The organism is Methyloglobulus sp. (genome assembly GCF_964779595.1).
Genome location: NZ_CBAROL010000009.1, coordinates 1 through 23,294 on the forward strand (window position 1 = coordinate 1; position 23,294 = coordinate 23,294).

Genomic DNA, 23,294 nt, shown 5'->3' on the forward strand with positions numbered 1-23,294 from the left:
AATGGCAAGAATGGTAAGGCTATCGCCTGCGCCGCTATGCGTAAACTCATTCATCTTAGCTTTGCTATCTTGAAATCAGGCGAACCTTTTGATCCTCTTTTCGCAGTAAAATAAGCCTTGACACTTGGGTTTTAAGACGGTATCTACCAGTATGTCGAAGCCGATTTGGCTATGAAGGATCGAGCACTTGCCAAACTTCAGGAACTCGGTACGCAATCGTTTCGCTATAGCGCTCCGGACTCTTTGCTTCAGTTTTTGAAGTCGCTGTAATTTATGTACAACTCGCGGGCGAGATAGACGCTTCCAAGCCACATTGCACCTCGCTCGCGGCAACATCGCTGTACATAAAAGGAAACTTCACATAATGGCGAGAAACGGTTAATGATGATTCAGATATTGTCAGTAGATAGCTGAATTAGCCATCTATAATGAGAAAACTTTTTTACATTGTGAGGTATTCTGCCAGCAGCTATAAAACAGCACTACTCATCCACCTCAGTAATCACTGGCTTCATACCATTCTTTTGCAACCTGGACATAATAGTGTTGACGCTGCCCATTTGGCTGTAGGGGCCTATTTTGACGCGATACCATATTGCGCTTTCGACTTTGGCTTTCTGGACTTTGGATTCTATGCCCATCAAGGCCAGTTTTGCTTTTAATTGGTCAGCATCTTTGAAGTCTTGGGATGATCCAGCTTGGATGACGTAACTGGCTTTTTTGTGTTTGCCAACTCGCTCTTCACGGGTGCGGGTCTTGATCTCGTGATCTGGCACAACGGTTTCTTTTTTCGGCAAGATGGTATAAAAATCAAATTGCGGCGGTTGCGGTTTTTGGTCTTTTTTTGCCTCGTTAGTGCTGGTTTTGTTGGTGATTTCAGTTTTACCAGCTTTTGCGGGAGTGACTTTTTCTTGGTTTTTAGTCACGAGTGCAGGGGCTGAATTCTGCAATTCTGGGCTTTTTAAATACACCAAAAACACCGCAAAGCCGATAATCAATGCGGTAATCAGCATCCACTTGAGTAGACCAATACCGCTGGATTTTTGGTTGTTACGCCTACGGTTGTTGGTGTCTCGACTGTTTGCGCGGTGTTTGTAATCTTTAGCCATTACATTGATTCTGGGGTGTTAATGTTGAGCAATTGCAAGCCGTTAGCCAGTACTTGTTTGACAGCGCAGATCAAATTCAGTCTGGCATCACGAACCTTGGCATCATCCACCAGAAACTGATGGGCATTATAGTAGGTATGAAAATCGTTCGCCAATTCTCGTAGGTACAAAATCAACTGGTGCGGCTCATGGGTTAGGGCGGCACGTTCTAACATTTCTGGATAGCGCTCCAACGTGCTTAACAGAGCAAGTTCATGTTCTTCAGTCAATAGGGCTAGCGCATTCATGCCTGAAACAATATCGCGTGGCAAGTTTTTTTCAACTAAATGACGTAATACGCTGCATACCCTGGCGTGAGCGTATTGCACGTAATACACGGGATTTTCACTGGTCTTGGATGTCGCTAATTGCAAATCAAAATCCATGTGTTGTTCTGACCGGCGCATGACATAAAAAAACCGCGCTGCATCCTTACCCACTTCATCACGCAATTGCCGCAAGGTGACAAACTCGCCGGAGCGGGTGGACATTTGCACTTTTTCTTCCCCGCGATACAGCGTGGCAAATTGCACTAGCAACACTTTCAGTTTGCTTGCATCTGCGCCCAAGGCCTGGATTGCCGCTTTAACTCGTGGGATATAACCATGATGGTCTGCACCCCAAATGTCGAGAATCTGGTCGAAACCCCTGTCCAGCTTGTTCGCATGGTAGGCAATATCGGAGGCAAAATAAGTATATTGCCCGTTTTCTCTGATGACTACGCGGTCTTTTTCATCCCCTAATGTGCTTGAGGCAAACCACGTGGCACCGTCTTTCTCGTACAGATGACCGGAAGCTTGTAATCTTTTCAGGGCTTTTTCTACCGAACCGTCATCCATCAACTGCTGTTCGGAAAACCATTCCTGATAATTGACACCAAACTCCAGCAAATCATTTTTGATGTCGTCAAGAATGTTATTCAAGCCAGCCTGAAATACATCACGGTAACCCGCTGTTCCAAGCAAGATTTTTGCCCTGGCTATCAACGCATCAATATGCGCTTCCTTATCGCCACCTTGTGCTTCATCTTGAGGAATATCTTCCACAACCAACTCAAAAGGACGGCGGTACTCATTCTTAGCATTCCTAAAGATGTCCCGAGCAATATCGCCGACATAATCGCCGCGATAGCCATTGTCGGGAAAACGCATCGGTTCGCCGCATTCTTCCAGATATCTGAGCCAAATACTGGTGGCAAGAATATCCATTTGCCGCCCAGCATCGTTGACGTAATATTCCCTATGCACCGTAAAACCAACGGCTTCGAGGAGATCGGCAATTACCGAGCCATAAGCTGCACCACGACCATGCCCCACATGCAAAGGACCGGTAGGATTAGCAGAGACAAACTCAACCTGGATTTTTTTGCCTGCGCCGACTTGGCTACGACCAAAATCCGCACCGTGCTCGTGTATAAGTTTGATAATGTCAGATTGTGCGCTGGAATCCATAAAAAAATTGATGAACCCAGGCCCAGCAATTTCCACTTTTGTTACCGCGCTATCTTGTGGTAAAGCGGCAACCAGCTTTTCTGCCAACTGGCGAGGATTCATTTTCGCGGACTTCGCCAGCATCATAGCCAGGTTGGTCGCAAAATCGCCGTGTTGCGCGCCGCGTGTGCGTTCCAGAGCTATATTGACATTAATGTCCTCAGCGATAACACCTTCTTTCTTAAGGCTTACAACAGCTTGCTGGATAAGGGCTTCTAACTTTTTTCTCATTACAACTCAATCATTAATGACGTGGATTTACTCAAATAATAGCCGCGCATTATCCCTGATAATGGCTTGATTAGCTATTCAAACGCTTTCGGAGTTTAGGGGTTTTTAATAGCGTTATCGGTAGTTGTTCTGTTAAAAACAACTACCGTAATCCAGCAATATATCTTCGCAATTAAAAAATATTCGCGGATAATCAATGCGAATCAGCATCTTAAGGCTGTATTCGATAAACACGGCGAGTGTGGCAAAGCGTGCTAAAGCTGACCAAAGTTGCGCTTGCGTGTTAGCTGAACAGCGCCATACGCTGATTGTCCACCAAACCACGGTCAAGAGTAGAATAAAATGTATCTCATCCCAACTAGAAACGGTTATAGCACCTGTTTTAGCCAGTACATCAGCGGTGAATAAGCACGCATTTAAAAATATAAAAAACGGCCAAAACACCCAATAAAGTGACACGCCACCTAGCCACGATGTCAGAAAAAAGCTATCAAAGGGCTGTTGCTGCCGGTTTTTTTCAGGTAGCGGCGCAATGATGTAGAGTACAACAAAGACCGCAACTGCCATGAGTAGGCATTCTATTGGGCTGATTAACTGGATGTCATTAAACAAGATGGGTAAGGAATAAAAAAACATAATCAATATTCAGTTTAAATTCAGGTTAAAAAGGCATACTGCCTAGGCTTATCTGCTTGGGGTAATTTGAGGGTTTTGTTTGTTACATAATGTGAAAATAGCTGATTTAATTAGCAAAACTCTATCCAGATAGCAGTTATAGAGAAGATCCTTGGCAATTAGGCAGCTTTTTTTGTTAGGATTGGATAAAAATAGTCCATGCAGCTATAATCCAAGCGTCTGAAAATGCTATTTATTCACGCTATCATTCACACGGATAGGCAGTTTAAGGTTGCGAGTATTGCAACATCACCTCTTATTTATCAACCACGAAGGAAAACTATTATGAAAATTCAATCGCTGTTCATGGTAAGTATAATCTGTTTTTTCTGCACCGGCGCATTTGCTGAACAGGCTGCGACAGCCGAAGCCGGTGTTGCTGTTACGGGCTTGTGTAAAGATGGATCTTCTTATACAGGTGCAACAAAGCGAGGGGCTTGCCGAGGACATAAGGGCATTAAGGAATGGTTTGGCGATAAGACCGCTGCCGCAACTCCTGCGGCGGCAGAACCTGCTACAACGACTAGCGACAGTGGCGTTGCTACGGGAATGTGTAAAGATGGCACGGCTTATACAGGTGCTTCCAAGAAAGGCGCGTGTAGAGGTCATAAGGGTATCAAGGAATGGTACGCCGACAAACAGGCTCCTGCCGCAAGCGCAGCACTTGTAGCCGCCACACCAGCAGCGGCTACAGTACCAGCGGTAGCTGAAGGAGCAGCCACTGGCATGTGTAAGGATGGTACGGAATACACCGGTGCTTCGAAAAGAGGTGCTTGTCGCGGTCATAAAGGCGTAAAAGAGTGGTATGCCGACAAGCAAGCCCCTGCCGCTGAAAGCACTGTAGCTCCGGCTGCTGCACCCGTAGCAGCGCCAGCAAAAGCGGTTTCGCCTGTTGCAGCTACAGCACCGGCTTCTGCCGCAGGTTCAGGTAAAGTTTGGGTGAACACCCGTTCCAAAATTTACCACTGCGAAGGCAGCAAGTTTTACGGCAAAACTAAAGAAGGCGAATACATGGGCGAAGCTGATGCCCAAGCTCAAGGTTTTGTTGCCAACAGGAAGAAAATCTGTAACTAAGTTAACAGCTTAGGAAAATCCGAAACTACTTAGGTATAAACATAGTGACTGTGAGTGAATGCTCACAGTCACTAATAGTTTTGGGTATCGACCGACGCAATTAAGTGCTGTGAGCAATCTATTAATACTAATCTTAATAAGTTCTCATATTTTCCCTTCTCCAGAGGGAGAAGGTTAGGATGAGGGGATTTAAATAAGCATTGGTACAATATAGCGTGATGGTGCTAGTATTCAATAAGTTGCAGTAAACCCATAATTGCAATCAAAGACCAAACGATATTAAGCCAAAACAAAGGCTTGGCTTTATTGTGTCTGGCATTAACGACCATGCACAAAGCCCCTAATAAATTCATCAGGTGATAGGTAATAGAGCTGATTGCTACCAGTTTGATAGTCACAAACAAATACGCGCTGAGGATAAGGACGAAGCCCAGCCAGCCTATTTTCTCTAAGTGTTTGTCGTTGTTTAACATGGGTTATATCAAGGGATAGCGCATGTTTATTCGGTCATGGTCTGAATACCAAACACTCTCAATCCATAACTTTCAAAATACAACTCTAAACTTTGGCATTAACGGTACTTACAACCTCGCCAACACCTCAGCAATTGTCGCCCCCATTGCCGCAGGTGTAGGGCAAATGATAATGCCCAAATCTTTCAGCATCGCCACTTTTTCGGCTGCGCCTTCGCTGGCGGAGGAGATAATCGCCCCAGCATGACCCATACGGCGACCTTCGGGTGCGGTCAGTCCGGCAATATAAGTCACGACCGGTTTGGTCATATTGGCTTTCGCGTAAATGCCTGCTTCAACTTCTTGCGGTCCACCGATTTCACCAATCATCATAATCACTTTGGTTTCAGGGTCACGCTCGAATTTTGCCAGGATTACTTGGTGTGCGCTGCCGTTAATCGGGTCGCCGCCGATACCAACTGATGTACTAACACCTATCCCTAAAGCTTTCATTTGTGCAGCCGCTTCGTAACCCAAAGTACCGGAACGACCTACGATGCCAACATTGCCGGGCATGTAAATATGTCCAGGCATGATGCCGAGCATGGAACGTCCAGGGCTGATCGTGCCTGCACAATTAGGGCCAGTTAAAATCATGCGCTTATCATCGGGGAAGCGGCGCAGGAAATTTTTGACGGTCATCATGTCTTGCGTCGGGATGCCGTCGGTAATTGCTACGCAGTATTTTATTCCAGCATCAGCGGCTTCCATGATGGAATCTGCCGCAAACGCAGGAGGTACGAAGATGATGCTGGCATCAGCTTGGGTATCTTGTACCGCCTCTTTTACCGTATTGAATACAGGTAGTCCCAAGTGTTTCTGCCCACCTTTGCCAGGTGTCACGCCGCCGACAACTTTCGAGCCGTACTTAATCATGTCTTCGGCATGGAATGTGCCGATTTTTCCGGTAAAACCTTGGACAAGGATTCGGGTGTTTTCGTTGATTAAAATTGCCACTAGCATCCTCCCTTGGTAACGGCAGCATTTCGGGCTTGCACGGCTTTTTCTGCCGCTTCTGCCAAGGTATCTGCGGTGATAATCGGTAAGCCGCTTTCTGCGATAATTCGGCGACCTTCTTCTACGTTTGTGCCGGATAGCCTGACGATGAGCGGAATTTTCATATCGAGTTTTTGTACGGCATGGACGACACCTTCAGCAATCCAATCGCAGCGGTTGATGCCTGCGAAAATATTAACCAACATGGCTTTCACATTTTCATCCGCTAAAACCAGGCGGAATGCCTTTTCGGTGCGTTCTGCGGATGCACCGCCACCCACGTCAAGAAAGTTAGCCGGTTCACCACCAGCAAGCTTAATCATGTCCATTGTCGCCATTGCCAGACCTGCACCGTTAATCATACAACCGATGTCGCCATCGAGTCCGACGTAACTTAAGCCACGGTCGGCAGCGGCCATTTCCCGTGGGTCTTCTTGGGTTTTGTCCCGTAATTCGGCAATTTTTGGCTGACGAAACAATGCGTTATCATCGAAACTCATCTTTGCATCCAGTGCGATGAGTTCGTTATGATTGGTGACGACCAGCGGATTGATTTCTAGCATACTGACATCTAGCTCACGCGAAGCACGGTAACAACCTCGTATGGTTTTGACCGCGTGGCTCATGATTTCTGCATCCAAACCCATCGCAAATGCCATTTGTCGGGCTTGAAAATCTTGTAAACCCACGGCGGGTTCTATGTAGATTTTGGTGATGGCATCTGGGTTAGTCACCGCCAGCTCTTCAATCTCCATGCCGCCTTGGGAGGAACCAACCATGACGATACGTTCTGAACTGCGGTCAACCAGGAAGCAGAAGTACAGTTCTTTGGCGATTTCTGTTCCGGCTTCAATATACAATCGGCTACAAATCTTACCCGTAGAACCAGTTTGATGAGTAACCAAGCGTTTGCCCAATAAATATTCAGCCGCTTCGGCAACTTCTTCATGCGTTTTGCAGATTTTAATCCCACCCGCTTTGCCACGCGCACCCGAATGGATTTGCGCTTTTACTGCCCAAATATGTCCGCCAATATCGCGTGCGCGTTGCACGGCATCTTCGGGGCTGTACGCCAAACCGCCTTCGGCAATCTTAACGCCGTAGCCGCTCAGTAATTCTTTTGCTTGATACTCGTGAATATCCACGGCATCTCCTTAATTTCTATGGTTATTTGGTTTTTGCAGCGATAGCTTCTGCTGCTCGTACGACATTGTTCGCCATTTTTTCAGATGCAGCATCAATCAAGCGACCATCCAAAGCTGCCGCGCCTTTGCCAAGGGCTGCGGCTTCTTGCAATGCAACAAGGATGCGCTTGGCTTTTTCGACTTCAGCAGCAGGCGGAGTGAATACTTCATTAGCCAGTTCGACTTGTGAGGGATGGATCGCCCACTTGCCTTCACAGCCCAGTGCCGCCGCCCGTTTTGCAGCAGCCTTGAAGCCGTCGGGATCTTTGAAGTCGCCAAAAGGGCCATCAATAGGGCGCAATCCAAAGGCACGACATGCTACTGTCATGCGGCTAATCGCTGAATGCCATTGGTCGCCGGGATAATCAGGATTCAATCCGCCGATGTTGGTAGTTCGTGCGCGATTGCTCGCGGCGTAATCGGCAACACCAAAATGCAGCGCTTCTAGTCGTCCACAAGCGCCATTACGGGCGATGTCTTCGACGTTTGCCATGCCCAGTGCGGTTTCAATCAGGGCTTCAATGCCGATCTTGTTCTTCAAACCCTGCTGCATTTCTAATTGGTTAAGCATAGCTTCCACCATATACACATCGGCATAAACCCCGACTTTTGGGATAAGTATAGTGTCTATTTTCGCACCTGCTTGTTCGACCAGATCGACGACATCACGCACCATATATTGCGTATCCAAGCCATTGATGCGGACAGAAACCGTGATGCCGTGGCTTTTCCAGTCAATATCGTTGATTGCTTGGATGACGTTCTTACGTGCTTGCAGCTTATCGTCCGGTGCAACCGCATCTTCCAGATCAAGAAAAATGAAATCTACACCACTCTTCAACGCTTTTTCAAACATTTCAGGGCTTGATCCCGGAACCGCTAATTCACAGCGTTGAACGCGTTGTACAGACGCTGTGTATAAAGTATGACTCATTAAATAATCCTAATTTGTAACTGGGGGAGTTTGGAAGACAGTTCGAGCTATCATCACAAAATCCATATCAAAATCAACCCGCCATTTTACGTTTAGTGCAAGTAAAGTCAATTTTTAACGTGTGGATGATTGCCGATTATTTTTGGCTATGTCATTATTACCGACATTAAGGTGCGGCAATAGAAACAAAATCAGTTTTCCACTGCACCAGAAGTCATCAAAATCTATTCAACAACTACCTTAGAGGCAAAACCATGGCTGGTCGTAATCACCTGTATATTCCGGGCCCTACCAACGTACCCAACGAAGTTTTAAATGCAATGCACATTGCGATGGAAGACCATCGCTCGCCCATTTTCCCCAAACTGCTGACTCCGCTGTTGCAGGACCTGAAAAAGATTTTCCGCACTGAAACCGGGCAAGCATTTATCTTTCCCGCAACAGGGACAGCCGGATGGGAAATCGCGTTGACCAACTGCTTAAATCCTGGCGATAAAGTATTGATTTACCGTTTTGGGCAATTTAGCCATTTGTGGGCGGAGATGGCGAAACGCTTAGGGTTCGATGTCGAAATCCACCAAGAAACCTGGGGCAAAGGCATTCCTTTAGATAAGCTGGAAGCTCGCCTTAAAGAAGACACCGGACACGAAATCAAGGCTGTATTGGCAACCCATAACGAAACAGCAACCGGCGTGACCAGCGACATTGCCGGAGTTCGCAAAGCAATGGATGCCGCCAAACATCCGGCTTTAATGTTTGTCGATGGCGTAAGCTCCATTGCCAGCCTTGACTTTCGTATGGACGAATGGGGTGTGGACGGCGCAATCAGCGGTTCGCAAAAAGGCTTTATGTTGCCAGCGGGTGGCGCGTTTTTGGCATTCAGCCAAAAAGCCTTAAAGGCAACGGAAACTTCAACTTATCCGCGCTGTTTCCTTGATTTGCGTGACCAAATGAATTCCAATAAGGACGGTTACACGCCTTACACGCCCAACTTGCCTATCTTGTATGGCTTGCGTAAAGCACTGGATTTATTGCTGGAAGAAGGCATGGAAAATGTCTACGCCCGTCATCATCGCTTGGCAGAAGGTACACGTAAAGCCGTTGCCGCCTGGGGTTTAAAGCAATGCGCCCAACCTGGTTTTGAATCCAATACCGTCACCGCCATCATAGTGCCGGAAGATAAAGATGCCCGTCACGTCATCAGCACCGCGTTCAGCAAATATAACATTTCGCTAGGTGCTGGCTTATCGGAACTGGCTGGTAAGGCCTTCCGTATCGGTCACGTCGGCGATATGAACGATGTCTCCATGTTGGGCGCGATTGCCGGCGTGGAAATGGCGTTGTTGGATAATGGCTTTGATATTAAGGCTGGCAGCGGGGTTGCGGCGGCGATTGAGTATTATCGGGCGACGGCGAAATAATTAATCCATTTTGGGTTAGATGAAAGGGCGGTATGCAAAACGATATTCAGCAGCAACTGGAACAAATAAAGGAATCTTGGGATAGCATTTCCACTATACCCGATGACCTGACACCACTAGGTTTTGCAGGACTTACAAAGCAATCGATCAGTGACGCTCTTGGTGGGATGACTGAAATTGCCAGGCTATTAGCTGAAAATCAGAATTTTGAACCGTTGGTCACGTCAAAGGTAAATTTCCAACAAATAGTTTCTAATCTTAGAACACATGTAACCCAACATGTACCATCTAACCCACAACCGCATCTACCTGGATTGTTAACGTATATTGAACAGGCTCGTATTACTTTGCGATCCTGGCTTAATGAGGCTGATGCTGATAATAAAGCAATCCCTGTGCTCACAGAACGGTTGGCGGAGGTGGTTTCTCGAATTAAAAATGCAGAAACTCTCTATAAATCAATTGAGTCTGGTTTTTATTTAGCAAAAGAATCGTCCGAACAAGCAAAGGAGTTTGCCAATGACGCTTTATCATCAAAACAAACTGCTGAGGATGATCTTAAACTACTGACAGAAAGTCACTCTCAAGTTCAGAGCGTTGCATTAGCGATCAATGAGAATGCCGGAAAAATTACAAAGTTAGTCGAGGACTTTACAAACCTTACATCCGAGCTTGATGCTAATAAAAAAACGCAAAATGACCTATTTAATGAGTTTGAGTCACAAAGACAAAAAATTTCAGATTTATTGGGGGATGCAAATCGAACGGGTATGGCGGCTTCTTTTATAAGTCGTGGTAAATATTATGATAAACCACTTGAGACGTGGATGCGTCTCTTCGTTGGATCATTAGTACTGCTTATTCTGATGGCGGTTTGGGTTGTTACTCCTTTAATTTCTAATGGTAATTGGGAAGATTTGTTAATGCGTTTACCTTTATCAACACCAGCCATTTGGCTTGGATGGTTTTCAGCAAAGCAGTATGGGTATAATGTTCGCTTAATGGAGGACTACTCTTATAAAGCCGCAGCGGCTATGGCTTTTGAGGGATATAAACGTGAAATGCCAGCTTCCGATGTGGAAATGCAAAAAAAGCTTTTGGAGACAGCGATTAAACATCTCGGCGAAAACCCAATTCGTATTTTTGAAAGCCAAAATAATCACGCGAGTCCCGCACATGAGTTTTTTGAACGATCATTGAAAGACGAAAAGCTTATTGACTTGTTAAAGGCTGCCTTAAAAAAATTTACAAGCTCTTAGATGCAAGCTGTAACCAAACCAAGTTGGATGCATTCCATGCACCGAAAAACGACAAATCGGATGGTTGTTGAATTTGGTAATTTGTTCCAAACACGGATGCTTTTGGTGCGTAAAACGCACCCTACGCGGATTATTTTAAGCGCAATAGCTACTAACAACGTCTCGCCAAAAACCGATCCAGCGCATTGGCAAAGGCTTGTTTATCTCGTTGCCCAAATGCAGAAGGGCCACCGGAAGTTTGTCCGGTATCGCGCATTTCGGTCATAAAATCACGCATAGCCAGGTGTTCTTTGATGTTTTCCTTGGTATACAATTCGCCTCTGGGGTTTAGCGCGTAGGCGTGTTTGGCGACTACTTCCGCCGCTAGGGGAATATCGGCTGTAATCACTAAATCATTGGTTTTACATTGCTGCACTATATGGTTGTCGGCGACATCAAAACCACCGGCAACCTGTATGGCTTTAATAAACAGGGAGGGCGGCGTTGCTAAAAACCGATTCGCAACCAATATTAAGGGTAATTGCCTGCGTTCTGCCGCCTTAAACAAAATGTCTTTGATGACATTGGGGCAGGCATCGGCATCTATCCATATTTGCAAACTCATATTTTTCCGGTATGGATGATTAAATGTGGCAATAATGGCTTCAACATTTCATTTGGCGGTTGCACGGTCAAACAAAAATTCCGAGATTCGTTGTTCTAACCAATACTGGGGCTTAAATGGAATGCGCCCAGTTATAAAGCCGACATGACCGCCATGTTGGGTGAGTTCCAGTTGCACGGACGGCGATATTTCATCGAGTTCGGGTAAGACCTCGGATGTCATAAAGGGATCGTCAACCGATTGAATCAAAAGGGTGCTTACTGTGATCGACTTGAGATATTGCCTAGAACTAGATCGCTGGTAATAGTCGTGTACATCCGTAAACCCGTGCAATTTTGCAACGACTCGGTCATCGTATTCCCAAAACGAGTTGATCGTTGATAAATCGCCCAATTCTTTCAGCTTCTTAGCGTCTTCCGTATTACCTATAGTTTCCAAATGCGCGAGTTTGTTGTATAGATAGTCTTTCAATTCTTTCAATAAATTGCTGCGGTAGCGCGTTGCAAAACCGCTATCCAGTTTGGTCGCGCAAATTCCCAGCAGCAAAGGCACGGAAACCGCCACGGCAGCAAACAAGTTTACATGTTGCCCTTGCTCGCCCAGCCACTTTAGCAGAACGTTACCACCTAAAGAAAAACCGGCTGCTGCCATTAGCGAGTTGGGTTCGCGTTGCCGTAAGGTTTGATAGAGAAACTGAATATCTTGCGTTTCGCCGGAATGATAGCACCGCGCTCGGTTATTGGACTGGCCGCTACAACCACGGAAATTAAGTGCTGCACTCCGTAGTCCCTGTTTGAGTAAAGCATGTTGCAGTCCTTTGATATAGCCTGATTGGGAACTTCCAGTTAATCCGTGCAGTAAGATAACCAGCGGCTGATCGCCGACACCGCAAAAATCAACGTCGATAAAATCCTCGTCAGGCGTTACCAGTCTTTCCCGATGGTAATCGGGTGGATTGGGAACATTCCTCAATAATGCCGGATAAATCGTTTGTAAATGGCAATTACGTAGCCACCAAGCGGACTTAAAAGCTGATGTGTTGGGCATGGCAAGCTCAATATTAGTTGGCATATTGAGCTAAAGATTACTGCATTGATGTCATTAAATACAGCAAGATCAGGACAATAATGATGAGAATCGCAGATAAACCCTGCCAGAATCGTAAAGGATTACGTTGTAATAGAGGAATACTGTCCTCAGTTCGCATAAAGCTAGGGTTTGGGGTATTGAGGTCATATAGAAATTCCGATAATTCCTCATAACGAAACCCTGGCGTAATTGCAGTAGCTTTTTTTAACGCACCGTCAATCCAGATGGGTATCATGGGATTGTGATGAAAACTGGGTACATAGCGTAAATTGGCAAGATAGCCTTGGCTGGGCTTTTCCGGCATATCCTCACCAAAAGGTAAGCTACCGTTGAGCATTTCGTAGGTAATTACTGCCAGCGAGTACAGGTCTGATTTTACGCTGCCACGTTGCCCAAGGTGGTATTCGGGCGCAGTGTAATTCAATGTGCCAAGAATATTATCTGCTCCATCAAGGTCAATGGGCGTAATTTCGGCGATACCGGCAATTTTAACCGAACCAAAGTCGATGATTTTAACCACGCCGTTTTTGCTGAACATTATGTTTTCGGGCTTAAGATCTTGATGCAACATTTCCATGCGGTGGAATGCGCGAAGCCCCTTGGCTATATGCTCCACTATTTTTCGCACCGTTATGATGTCGGCTTTGGGGTTTGCCGTCATCCAGTCTCTGAGCGTTTGCCCTTCCAGATATTCGGTAACGTAATACACTGCGCTTTTGGGGCGGTTTTGTGTGATGATTTTCAGGACATTGTTATGGTCAATCCGTTTTCCAGCCCATTCTTCATGCAGAAAATGTTCGATAAAAAGCGTGTCGTCGTCGTAGAGTATGGACGGCGTTTTTAGGATGACTTGCGTGTTGGTAAGGGTATCCAAAACACGGTATATCTGGGTGCGCTTGCTGGCATGTAATTCCTCCTCAATACGATAACCATCAAGCATTGCGCCCGGTTGCAACGGTGGTGGAAACGGTAAGTTGGCATGGCGGCGCAGGATTTCATCTTCTTTTGCGTCTGGTAAACCCTCAACCCTAAGCAATTGGCAGGTCAGATTGTCATCACTATTATTGGTTTTAGCCTGTTGCAGAATTTTCTCGGCAAGCAGGGTCAAGTCGGTGCTTTCTGTCAGTAATTTCTTTAGCGTTTTGTCGTCGATAAAATCATGTATCCCGTCCGTGGTCATCAAAAACAGGTCGTTTTGCTCTAGCGGCAAAGATTTGTAATCGACTTCCAGCCTGGGTTCTATGCCCATTGCTCGGCTAAGATAATTTTTTTCTTCTGAAATCCAGACGCGATGGTCGCGGGTAAGCTGCTCAAGATTGCCTTTCCGTAAGCGGTAAATTCGGGAGTCACCGACATGAAAAAGGTAGGCTGTGGTGGATTTTAAGACGATGATGCTTAAGGTACTGACCATGCCTTTGGTCGATTGATAAAGGATTTGCCCCTGGCTATACAGCCAGGAATTAGTTGCGGAAAGAATTTTTTGTCCAGCTTGTTTAACCGACCAAGAATCCGGCGTGCTGAAATAATCGTTAAGGAAGCTACCGACACAGGCTTGGCTTGCCTGCTTTCCAGCATCACTACCGCTCATGCCATCAGCAATCGCCGCGACGATACCTTTGTGGGTCAGTTGCGGTTCGTTCGGGATAATTGCGCCGACAAAATCTTCATTGTCGGCTTTTATGCCTTTATCAGTGGCAAATCCTAAAGTGGCTTTGAGTGAAGATGTGGTCATGGATAATTAATTTAATTCAATCATCTCAATCGTACCATCTTCCTGCACTTCTGCCATGTGGCCTTTGGGTTCATCAATAAATTGGACGGCCATTAGTACGGCTATGGCAACCCCGTGCATCACCAAAAAAAATAATGAGGGTGTAACAAAGGATAATATAGTCAAAAATAGCACACCGCCGACATTTCCATACGCACCGACCATGCCTGCTATCTGCCCAGTCATGCGGCGTTTAATTAACGGCACGATTGCATAGACTGCACCACAGCCGCCCGATACAAAGCAAGAGCAAGACATGGTAAGTAATACGACAACCGGAATCGACCACTCCGAATCTATGAACGACATGATGAAGTAACCTGCTGACATACCTGCGATAAAAACAGACAAAGACACTTTGCGGCCAAATTTATCGCTAAGCCAGCCGCCAGCGGGACGGGCAACAAGATTAATAAAGGCAAAACTTCCGCCCAGCAAACCGGCTTCGACCATCGTAATACTTTGTGATTCATGAAAGGTTTCATAAAAAAACATCGGCAACATTGACACCACTGCCAGTTCTGAACCGAAGGCAATCATATACGCCAAGTCCAAAATGGCAACTTGCTTGAATTTATATTTATGGATCTCTTCAACCGGTTTTTGTAGGTGTTCCTCATTGACATGGATGATCTTGTACACGTTATACACGAACAAACACCAGATGCAGATATGGATGCCAATCGCAGTTATGTCGGATAACAAATTCGTGTAGTTAGCACCGCCGGATGATGACAGTTTCCAGGTCAGCAAACTCAAGGTTGCGTACAAGGGGATGTTCATCGCTATATAAAAGAACAAATCCCAGATGCTGCTGACTTCCATCGCCCCCGCTTTTTTGGGTTTGAAGTAGGTTGAGCCCTTGGGCGTGTCTGTCACGCTGAAGAAATATACTGCGGAATAAAGCAGCGCGATAACGCCTGTGGAGGCTATGGCATAACGCCAGCCTTCGTCGCCACCAAAGGCTAGAGCAAGCGACGGTAATGCGATAGCCGCTGCTGCCGAGCCAAAATTACCCCAGCCGCCGTAAATGCCTTCGGCAATTCCGACTTGCCGTGCTGGAAACCACTCACCAACCATGCGGATGCCTATGACAAATCCTGCTCCAATAAAACCCATTAAAAAGCGGGCAAGTGCCAATTGTTGAAAGTTATCTGCCGTAGCAAACATAAAACAAGGAATACTGCCCAACGCCAGTAAAGTCGAATAAGTCCGCTTAGGACCAAACTTATCAACCAGAATGCCGATAATAATACGTGCCGGAATAGTCAGCGCCACGTTCAAGATGAGGATGGTTTTTATTTCTGGCTGACTTAAATGTAAGGTTTTGGCAATTGCCAACATTAACGGTGCATGGTTAAACCACACAACAAAGCTGATAAAAAACGCCATCCAGGTCATGTGGAGGATTTTAATGTTGCCTGAAAACGAGAACAGGTTGAGTTTTGGTGATGCCATTACGGATAGCCTTCCTAATTAAAGTGGTGTTATTGAGGAACAAGCAATAGCCATGCCATTTGTGTAAAGCATCAGCTTTTACATGGCTGCATTTTAAATAGTGTTAGCTAGTGAAAGCTGTAACTTGATTGATAGGGTGGAGTTGCAAACCTTACCCTCTGGGGCATAGAAGGTTTGCACTTCAAAATACATGCAACTCACAGGCATGAAGCCGACAAGTTCATCAACAAAATACTGGCTTAACTCACGGCTCAAATAATCATCAAATCAATCTTGCTAGTAGTTCCTCTCCACCAAATGTGATGGGATTTCCACTGCGATAATCGACACCATGCACCATGAGTGAGCTTATTGCACCGTTTTAATGCGTAGGCTCGCACAGTTTTTGTGCTTTCGATAAAAAATAACAGTGATGTCAGTTGCTTATATTTATGGCATAAGATTTGCTTTAGTTCTTCAGTGAGATCGTAAAAAATATAACTTGGGTTGCGAGGAAAGGCATGAGTACGAAAAAGTCACTGGTTGTTATCGGCAATGGCATGGTGGGTCAAAATTTCTTGACCAGTCTAATGGCAAGCCAGTGCAAAGACAGTTATCACGTTACGACGTTTTGCGAAGAACCCCGGCCAGCTTATGATCGCGTTCACCTGTCAGCTTTTTTTTCAGGTAAAACGGCAGCCGATCTGGCTTTGGCAGATGAAGGCTTTTTTGCAAGCAACGGTATCACAATCCATTTAGGCGACAAGGCAGATTACATAGATCGCGACAATAAAACCGTCACGTCTGTAAAAGGCGTAACTATTGCTTATGACACCTTGGTTTTGGCAGCCGGATCTTATCCCTTTGTGCCGCCCGTGCCAGGTCATGACAGAGCTAACTGTTTGGTTTACCGCACGATTGAAGACCTTGAGGCGATAGCGAACGCAGCAAAATCCAGTAAGGTCGGCGTTGTTGTTGGCGGTGGCTTATTAGGTTTGGAAGCAGCCAAGGCATTGACCGACCTAGGGCTTGAAACGCATGTCGTCGAATTCGCACCCCGTTTGATGGCGGTACAACTCGATGAATTTGGCGGTGCAATGCTAAGGCGCAAGGTTGAAGCTTTGGGCTTACAGGTACACACGGGTAAAAACACCACGCAGATTACCGACGGCGAGCAGTGCGTCAACAAGATGTGCTTTGCTGACGGCGAAGAGCTTGAAACCGACATCGTACTGTTTTCTGCAGGAATACGTCCGCGCGATGACATTGCCCGTGCTTGCGGTCTGGAGGTAGGGCAGCGTGGTGGTATCGTTATCGACAACCAATGCAAGACCTCCGACCCCGACATTTACGCCATAGGTGAATGTGCACTTTGGAACGGCATGATTTTCGGTTTGGTCGCGCCAGGTTACGCCATGGCACGGACTGTTGTTGCCGATCTCGCAGGTGAACAGACCAGCTTTACTGGTGCAGACATGAGTACCAAACTCAAGTTGATGGGCGTTGATGTCGCCAGCATCGGCGATGCCCACGCCAAGTCGCAAGGCGCACTGGTTTACACCTACCAAAATGGCGCGAGCGAAGTCTATAAGCGGCTGGTGGTCAGTCAGGACAAAAAGCAGTTGCTAGGTGCGGTGTTAGTCGGCGAAGTATCCGGTTACGGCACATTATTGCAATATTGCTTAAACGGTATTGAACTGCCGGAAAATCCAGATTCGCTAATTTTGCCGCATCGCTCCGACGAATCGGTTGGCTTAGGCCCAGATGCACTCCCGATGTCCGCCCAAATCTGCTCCTGCTACGATGTCACTAAGGGGGCAATTTGTCAGGCGATAGAAGCAGGCTGCACGTCAATTGGCGCATTGAAAGCAGAAACCAAGGCTTCTACCGGCTGTGGCGGTTGCTCGGCGTTATTAAAGTCGGTAATGGATTGTGAATTACTGAAACACGGCATAGAAGTCAACACCGATATTTGCGAACACTTCCCCTATACCCGCCAGGATCTTTACAATCTCGTCGTCGTCGAACAAATCAAGACCTTCGACGGGCTGTTAGAAAGCCACGGTAAAGGCCGAGGTTGTGAGATATGCAAACCTGCCATCGGCTCTATTTTGGCATCTTATTGGAACGAATACGTACTTGCAAACGAGCATTTAGGCTTGCAGGATACCAACGACACGTTTCTGGCGAATATGCAGAAAGATGGCACTTACTCCGTCGTACCGCGCATCACTGGCGGGGAAATCAGCCCAGATATGCTGATTGCGCTCGGTCAAGTCGGCAAAAAATATAAACTTTACACCAAGATTACCGGTGGGCAACGAGTCGATTTGTTTGGCGCTCGGGTTGACCAATTACCGCATATTTGGAAAGAGCTTATAGACGCAGGCTTTGAATCCGGTCACGCTTATGGCAAATCCTTACGTACGGTAAAATCCTGCGTCGGCAGTACCTGGTGTCGTTATGGCATCGACGATAGCGTGGGTTTGGCGATAGAACTGGAAAACCGTTACAAAGGCTTGCGCTCACCCCATAAAATAAAATTTGCCGTATCAGGTTGTACACGCGAATGTGCGGAAGCACAAGGTAAGGATGTCGGCGTAATTGCTACCGAAAATGGCTGGAATTTGTACGTCTGCGGCAATGGCGGGATGAAACCGCGTCATGCCGATCTCTTTGCGACTGGCTTGGATAAAGAAACGCTAATCAAGTACATCGACCGCTTCCTGATATTTTATGTTCGTACCGCAGCACGTCTACAACGCACCTCGGTGTGGATGGAGAATATGGAAGGCGGCCTAGATTACCTTAAAGGCGTTGTCATTGATGACAAACTCGGGCTGTGCGAACAGCTAGAACAACAAATGGAACATGTTATCGACACCTATCAATGTGAATGGAAAACCACGATTGAAGACGAAAACAAACTGAAGCGATTCCGGCATTTTATTAACAGCGACCAGCCTGATGATAATGTCGTGTTCGTCGAGGAACGAGGACAAATTCGACCTGCGGATGACGACGAACGCAAGCATTTCAAAATGATGGAGGTTGCTTGATGTCTGTTTGGAAAGATATTTGTAGCACCAATGGTTTGCAACCGGACTCTGGCGTGTGCGCGTTAGTAGATGGGCAACAAGTGGCAATCTTCTTTTTAGTGAGGGAACAAGCCGTCTATGCAATCCATAACTATGATCCCATTGGCAAAGCCAACGTGTTATCCCGTGGCCTGATTGGTGATATCAAGGGCGAGCCTGTGGTTGCATCACCGTTGTACAAGCAGCACTTCAGCCTTAAGACTGGCATTTGTCTCGAAGATGAAAGCATCGTCGTACCAACTTACCCTATTCGCATACAAAACGGCAGGGTTGAAATACAAGTTACGGCCATTGGTGTTTCTCAAGGTCGTCCATACGAAGAGGCGAGCGCATGAAAATCAATTATTACATTGCTGATGTATTTACCAAGCAGTTGTTTAACGGTGCCCAGATAGCGGTATTTCCCAATGCCGATGGCTTAAGTGATGCAACCATGAAACTGCTGGCAAGAGAGTTGAACCTATCCGAAACGGTGTTCGTCTTTCATCCAGAGCAGAGTGATAGCAAACGCAAAATGCGCGTTTTCAGCCCCAAAAAGGAACTCGATTTTGCTGGGCATCCGATTATTGCCACGGCTTATATCCTTGGCTTATGCGGTGACATCCCTTTAATTGAAGGGATTACGCCGATTGTTCTGGAGCAAAACGCTGGGGCAATTAATGCCAATATCTCAGTGGCTGATGGTAAACCTACGTTTGTGCAATTTGCCCGTACTGTGGTTTCAATCGTTGACCGATTTGCGCCGACAGATGAAGAACTGGCTAGTTTTTTAGGTATCAAACAATCAGAGCTGGACCATAAAAAATATTCGCCACGACTGGTTTCTTGCGGTTTTCCTTACCTGATCGTACCCGTATGGAGCTACGAAACGGTTAGGCAAGCAAAATTTAACAGCGCGGCCTGGAGCCAATCTATCGCACCGCAAACAGCAGCGCAAGAAATCCTGCTATTTGCCCACAAAACACCATTTACCGATTCTGATTTCAATGCCCGGTTGCTGGGGCCGCACATTGGTCTTTACGATGATCCGCCAATAGGTAGTGCCATGCCCGCATTTGCTTCATATTTGTGTTCCTTTGAACACACCCGAAAAGGCACTCACGTTTTTGCAGTTGATAGAGGCGATGCCAACAGCCGCCGCAGTGTTATCAACCTGGAAATGGATAACAAAGGCCATGAGTCTTTGCCATTGCGGGTTGGGGGTGCAGCCGTGTTGTTTGCACAGGGGACGATTGATTTGCCAGATTAAAATTTAAACATCGTTACCACGCTCCGCGTGGGAACGCAGATAGTGACGCTCCAGCGTCACGCAACGCAGAGCGTTGCAATATGAATTCCCACGCCTGAGCGTGGGAACTATAAGACACTTAATATCAAATAGTTATGTTATTCGGACGAAACATCAAAAACCCCATCAAGATGACCGATAAGGGCGTGGTCAAGTGGACGTATTCGACTTGCGGTTACTGCTCCACCGGCTGTTCCATTGAAATCGGCACGAATGCCCAAGGCCAGCCTGTGGCCTCGCGTGGCGTGGGTGGTGCGGATGTCAACCGTGGCAAGCTGTGCCTGAAAGGGATATTTGAGTACGAGGTGTTTGAAGCCACGGGGCGCGCCAGCAAGCCGATGATACGCGATTACATCCATGAGCCTTACGCCCCAACCAACTGGGATACCGCGCTGGACAAGATGGCCTCAGAAATCAAGCGCATCCAGGCCAAGTACGGACGGGATTCGTTCGCCATTGTTTCGACTGGGCAAATCCTCACCGAAGAATTTTATACCTTGGGCAAACTGGCACGGGGCGCAATCGGCACCAACAATTACGACGGCAATACGACTCTTTGTATGGCTTCGGCGGTATCCGGCTATAAGCGTTCGTTCGGATCGGACGGCCCGCCTGGCTGCTATGAAGACTTTGAACATACCGATTGCCTGATCGCCTGGGGTTCCAACCTGCCTGAGCAACATCCGATCATCTACTGGCGGTTAAAAGAAGCCCTGGAAAAACGCCGTTTTCCTTTGATCGTGGTCGATCCCCGTGTCACCATCTTTGCCCAAAATGCCGACATCCATTTGCCGATTACCCCAGGTACCGATGTCGTGCTGCAAAACGCCTTGATCCACGTCATTATCAAGGAAGGTCTGGAAGACCGCGATTACATCAATGCCAACACCAACGGTTTTGAGGAACTGGCGAAAGAAGTCGAAAACTACGATCCGACCAGTGCCGCCAAACTGTGCGGCATTGACGAAGACACGATCCGCACCGTGGCTCGGCTGTACGGCAAAGCCAATCGCGCCATGAGCATCTGGACAATGGGCATCAACCAAAGCACCCACGGCTCCGATGGTGTGGTGGGCATCAACAACCTGAGCCTAGTGACGGGCAATATCGGCAAGCCCGGCGGCACCAGCCTGTCCATCACCGGACAATGCAATGCAATGGGGACGCGCGAGTGGTCATCTTGCTCAGGCTTGCCCGGTTACCGTGCCTTGGAAAAAGCGGAAGACCGGGAAGAAATCGCTAAGTTTTGGGGCATAGACCCTGAGTTCTTCCCCAAAATTCGTGGCCTAACGGAAACCGATATTTTCCCGGCGATAGAAACCGGGGAAATCAAGGGTCTATGGCTGGTCGCCACCAACCCCATGACCTCGATGGCGAATACGCCACGCATCCGCAAGACCCTGGAGAAGCTGGAATGTTTGGTTGTGCAAGATGCCTACTATGATGTCGAATCCAGCCAATACGCGCATATCTTTTTGCCCGCCGGAATCTGGGCGGAGAAGGAAGGCGTGTTCACCAATACCGAACGGCGCGTCAATCTGACCCGCCAAGTCAAGCCGCCTTATGCCGAATCCAAGTCGGACATGCAGATTTTCAATGAGGTGGCGAAGCGGTTCGATAATGGCAAGCTTATTAAATTTCCGGAAAAACCAGAAGACGTTTTTGAAGAAATGAAACAGCTAAGCAAAGGGCGGTTATGCGACATCAGCGGCATGAGCCACGACTTGATCGAACAGCAACGCGGTATTCAATGGCCTTATACCGAAGCACAAATGACCAATGGTGAAAGTGGCAGCCAGCGGCTTTATACTGAAACGGCAAGCTTTTGTTATTCCGATGGCAGGGCAAAACTGATCCCGCTGCCGTTTATCAATAACAATGAAGTGCCGGACGAGCAGTATCCCTTCTGGCTGAATTCAGGTCGTTTGGTGGAACATTGGCACACTCGCACCAAGACCGGCAAGATCGGCAACAACAACAAGTTCAGCCCTATCCCGTTCATGGAAATGAGCCCCGATGCGGCGGATGAACTGGGCATCAAGCACCAAACTTATGTGCGGGTGACTTCCCGCCGTGGCGATGCCGTCGTCATGGCCATGTTGACCCAGCGCGTTCCCAAGAACATGGTGTTCATCCCCTTCCATTTTTTTGATTGCGTTAACCGGCTGACCTTGGGCTTGTTGGATCCTTATTCCCGGCAACCTGCCTTCAAGCAATCAGCCGTCAATATTGAACACGTAGACCAAGATTTCGCCGCACAATTGAGCAAGGAGTTAAGGACTTATTAAACCAACCTATAATGGTGTTTTGGTGTCGCCTATGTATTTACATATTATTTAATTATAGCTATAATACGTACATACAATATTTAACAAAGGAGTTCCTCATGCGACAAGCATCTAATTTTAGGCTCGATGAGACCGTAATAAACACAATTAATGTACTGGCAAAAGACCTGCATACGACAAAAACAAACGTGATTGAAGAAGCGGTGATTCAATATGCTGCCTCATTAAAAACCAAAAGGAATGCGCTGTTGCAATTCGCAGGGTCACTAGGCGCAAGCGAAGCAGACAGTATTTTAGGCAGTATCCAACGGGATAAAAATAGCAAAGATATTGATTTCGGGTTATGAACGTCGTCATCGACAGCGATATTTTGATTTATTTCTTGAAAGGTCAGCAAGAGATAGTCGATAAGTTAAGCGCACACCCCATCGAAAATATTTTTACTACTCGCATCAATGTCACTGAATTGCTATACGGCGCGTTTAATTCGGTAAAAGTTGCACAGAATATGGCAAAAATAAGCGCGTTTTTAGCGAATTTTCATATCCTTGAGTTTGATGAAAAAGCCAGCATGACATTTGCCCAAGAAAAAGCCCGATTAAAAAAGGACGGTGATCTGATTGCCGATATGGATTTAATGATTGCTAGTATTGCGGTTGCTAATAAGTTTTCTCTGGTCACTAATAATCATAAGCATTTTGACCGGATTGAAGGTTTACTGGTGGAAAGGTGGCTGTGAACATAATGATTGGAAATAAATTTAGATTTATAGATTGCATTGAATGCAACCCTGTG

At 46.8% G+C, this 23,294-nt stretch carries 20 protein-coding genes; 9 read left to right on the forward strand and 11 right to left on the reverse strand.

Features of this window, described 5'->3' with window-relative positions; translation table 11 throughout:
• Positions 1-482 precede the first annotated feature (482 nt).
• The 3 genes from AC1YY3_RS05115 to AC1YY3_RS05125 all read right to left on the reverse strand — a co-directional run bounded on the left by AC1YY3_RS05115 (position 483) and on the right by AC1YY3_RS05125 (position 3,505).
• Entirely contained in the window at positions 483-1,109 is a 627-nt protein-coding gene (locus AC1YY3_RS05115; RefSeq protein ID WP_481823209.1) for an SPOR domain-containing protein, read from the reverse strand.
• The gene (argS, locus tag AC1YY3_RS05120; protein ID WP_481823208.1) at positions 1,109-2,869 is read right to left on the reverse strand and encodes an arginine--tRNA ligase; all 1,761 of its coding nucleotides are present in this window, start codon (positions 2,867-2,869) and stop codon (positions 1,109-1,111) included. The genes AC1YY3_RS05115 and argS overlap by 1 nt, the downstream gene beginning before the upstream one ends.
• 132 nt (positions 2,870-3,001) lie before the next feature.
• Entirely contained in the window at positions 3,002-3,505 is a 504-nt protein-coding gene (locus tag AC1YY3_RS05125; protein ID WP_481823207.1) for a hypothetical protein, read from the reverse strand.
• A gap of 324 nt (positions 3,506-3,829) precedes the next feature.
• Between AC1YY3_RS05125 and AC1YY3_RS05130 the strand changes: the two genes are divergently transcribed.
• A complete protein-coding gene (locus AC1YY3_RS05130; protein ID WP_481823206.1) occupies positions 3,830-4,618 on the forward strand; it encodes a hypothetical protein in 789 nt (262 codons plus the stop codon).
• A gap of 224 nt (positions 4,619-4,842) precedes the next feature.
• On the opposite strand, the gene AC1YY3_RS05135 is transcribed toward AC1YY3_RS05130, so the two are convergent.
• The 4 genes from AC1YY3_RS05135 to AC1YY3_RS05150 form a co-directional block, all read right to left on the reverse strand.
• Entirely contained in the window at positions 4,843-5,091 is a 249-nt protein-coding gene (locus AC1YY3_RS05135; RefSeq protein ID WP_481823205.1) for a CBU_0592 family membrane protein, read from the reverse strand.
• A gap of 108 nt (positions 5,092-5,199) precedes the next feature.
• Positions 5,200-6,087 carry a succinate--CoA ligase subunit alpha gene (sucD, locus tag AC1YY3_RS05140; protein ID WP_481823204.1) on the reverse strand — a complete coding sequence of 296 codons (888 nt, stop codon included), beginning with the start codon at positions 6,085-6,087 and terminating at the stop codon, positions 5,200-5,202.
• Positions 6,087-7,271 (reverse strand): malate--CoA ligase subunit beta, encoded by a 1,185-nt coding sequence (locus AC1YY3_RS05145; protein WP_482194349.1) that lies wholly within the window; start codon positions 7,269-7,271, stop codon positions 6,087-6,089. Before AC1YY3_RS05145 ends, sucD begins: the two co-directional genes overlap by 1 nt.
• Before the next feature lie 22 nt (positions 7,272-7,293).
• Positions 7,294-8,244: an HpcH/HpaI aldolase/citrate lyase family protein gene (locus tag AC1YY3_RS05150; protein ID WP_481823202.1), complete on the reverse strand. Its 951-nt coding sequence runs from the start codon at positions 8,242-8,244 to the stop codon at positions 7,294-7,296.
• Positions 8,245-8,498: 254 nt separating this feature from the next.
• Between AC1YY3_RS05150 and AC1YY3_RS05155 the strand changes: the two genes are divergently transcribed.
• Positions 8,499-9,665 carry an aminotransferase class V-fold PLP-dependent enzyme gene (locus tag AC1YY3_RS05155; protein ID WP_481823201.1) on the forward strand — a complete coding sequence of 389 codons (1,167 nt, stop codon included), beginning with the start codon at positions 8,499-8,501 and terminating at the stop codon, positions 9,663-9,665.
• 32 nt (positions 9,666-9,697) lie between these two features.
• Positions 9,698-10,924, forward strand: coding sequence for a hypothetical protein (locus AC1YY3_RS05160; protein ID WP_481823200.1), 1,227 nt, complete (start codon positions 9,698-9,700; stop codon positions 10,922-10,924).
• A gap of 151 nt (positions 10,925-11,075) precedes the next feature.
• Here the strand turns inward: AC1YY3_RS05160 and AC1YY3_RS05165 are convergent, their stop codons facing one another.
• Genes AC1YY3_RS05165 through AC1YY3_RS05180 form a run of 4 tightly spaced genes read right to left on the reverse strand, consistent with a single transcriptional unit; the run spans position 11,076 to position 15,846 of the window.
• Positions 11,076-11,528 (reverse strand): YaiI/YqxD family protein, encoded by a 453-nt coding sequence (locus tag AC1YY3_RS05165; protein ID WP_481823199.1) that lies wholly within the window; start codon positions 11,526-11,528, stop codon positions 11,076-11,078.
• A gap of 48 nt (positions 11,529-11,576) precedes the next feature.
• The gene (locus AC1YY3_RS05170) at positions 11,577-12,575 is read right to left on the reverse strand and encodes a hydrolase (protein ID WP_481823198.1); all 999 of its coding nucleotides are present in this window, start codon (positions 12,573-12,575) and stop codon (positions 11,577-11,579) included.
• 37 nt (positions 12,576-12,612) lie between these two features.
• Complete coding sequence (locus tag AC1YY3_RS05175; protein WP_481823197.1) at positions 12,613-14,349, reverse strand: bifunctional protein-serine/threonine kinase/phosphatase; 1,737 nt, start codon at positions 14,347-14,349, stop codon at positions 12,613-12,615.
• 6 nt (positions 14,350-14,355) lie between these two features.
• The gene (locus AC1YY3_RS05180) at positions 14,356-15,846 is read right to left on the reverse strand and encodes a NarK family nitrate/nitrite MFS transporter (RefSeq protein ID WP_481823196.1); all 1,491 of its coding nucleotides are present in this window, start codon (positions 15,844-15,846) and stop codon (positions 14,356-14,358) included.
• A gap of 500 nt (positions 15,847-16,346) precedes the next feature.
• On the opposite strand from AC1YY3_RS05180, the gene nirB reads away from it, so the two are divergent.
• From nirB to AC1YY3_RS05210, 6 genes are all read left to right on the forward strand, one after another.
• Positions 16,347-18,884, forward strand: coding sequence for a nitrite reductase large subunit NirB (gene nirB, locus AC1YY3_RS05185; protein WP_481823195.1), 2,538 nt, complete (start codon positions 16,347-16,349; stop codon positions 18,882-18,884).
• On the forward strand, positions 18,884-19,258 hold the full coding sequence (gene nirD / locus AC1YY3_RS05190; RefSeq protein WP_481823194.1) for a nitrite reductase small subunit NirD: 375 nt from the start codon (positions 18,884-18,886) through the stop codon (positions 19,256-19,258). Before nirB ends, nirD begins: the two co-directional genes overlap by 1 nt.
• A complete protein-coding gene (locus tag AC1YY3_RS05195) occupies positions 19,255-20,172 on the forward strand; it encodes a PhzF family phenazine biosynthesis protein (RefSeq protein WP_481823193.1) in 918 nt (305 codons plus the stop codon). Before nirD ends, AC1YY3_RS05195 begins: the two co-directional genes overlap by 4 nt.
• Before the next feature lie 134 nt (positions 20,173-20,306).
• Entirely contained in the window at positions 20,307-22,499 is a 2,193-nt protein-coding gene (locus AC1YY3_RS05200; RefSeq protein WP_481823192.1) for a molybdopterin oxidoreductase family protein, read from the forward strand.
• Between the two features lie 98 nt (positions 22,500-22,597).
• Positions 22,598-22,846 (forward strand): hypothetical protein, encoded by a 249-nt coding sequence (locus tag AC1YY3_RS05205; protein WP_481823191.1) that lies wholly within the window; start codon positions 22,598-22,600, stop codon positions 22,844-22,846.
• Entirely contained in the window at positions 22,843-23,238 is a 396-nt protein-coding gene (locus tag AC1YY3_RS05210) for a PIN domain-containing protein (RefSeq protein ID WP_481823190.1), read from the forward strand. The genes AC1YY3_RS05205 and AC1YY3_RS05210 overlap by 4 nt, the downstream gene beginning before the upstream one ends.
• Positions 23,239-23,294: the final 56 nt, after the last annotated feature.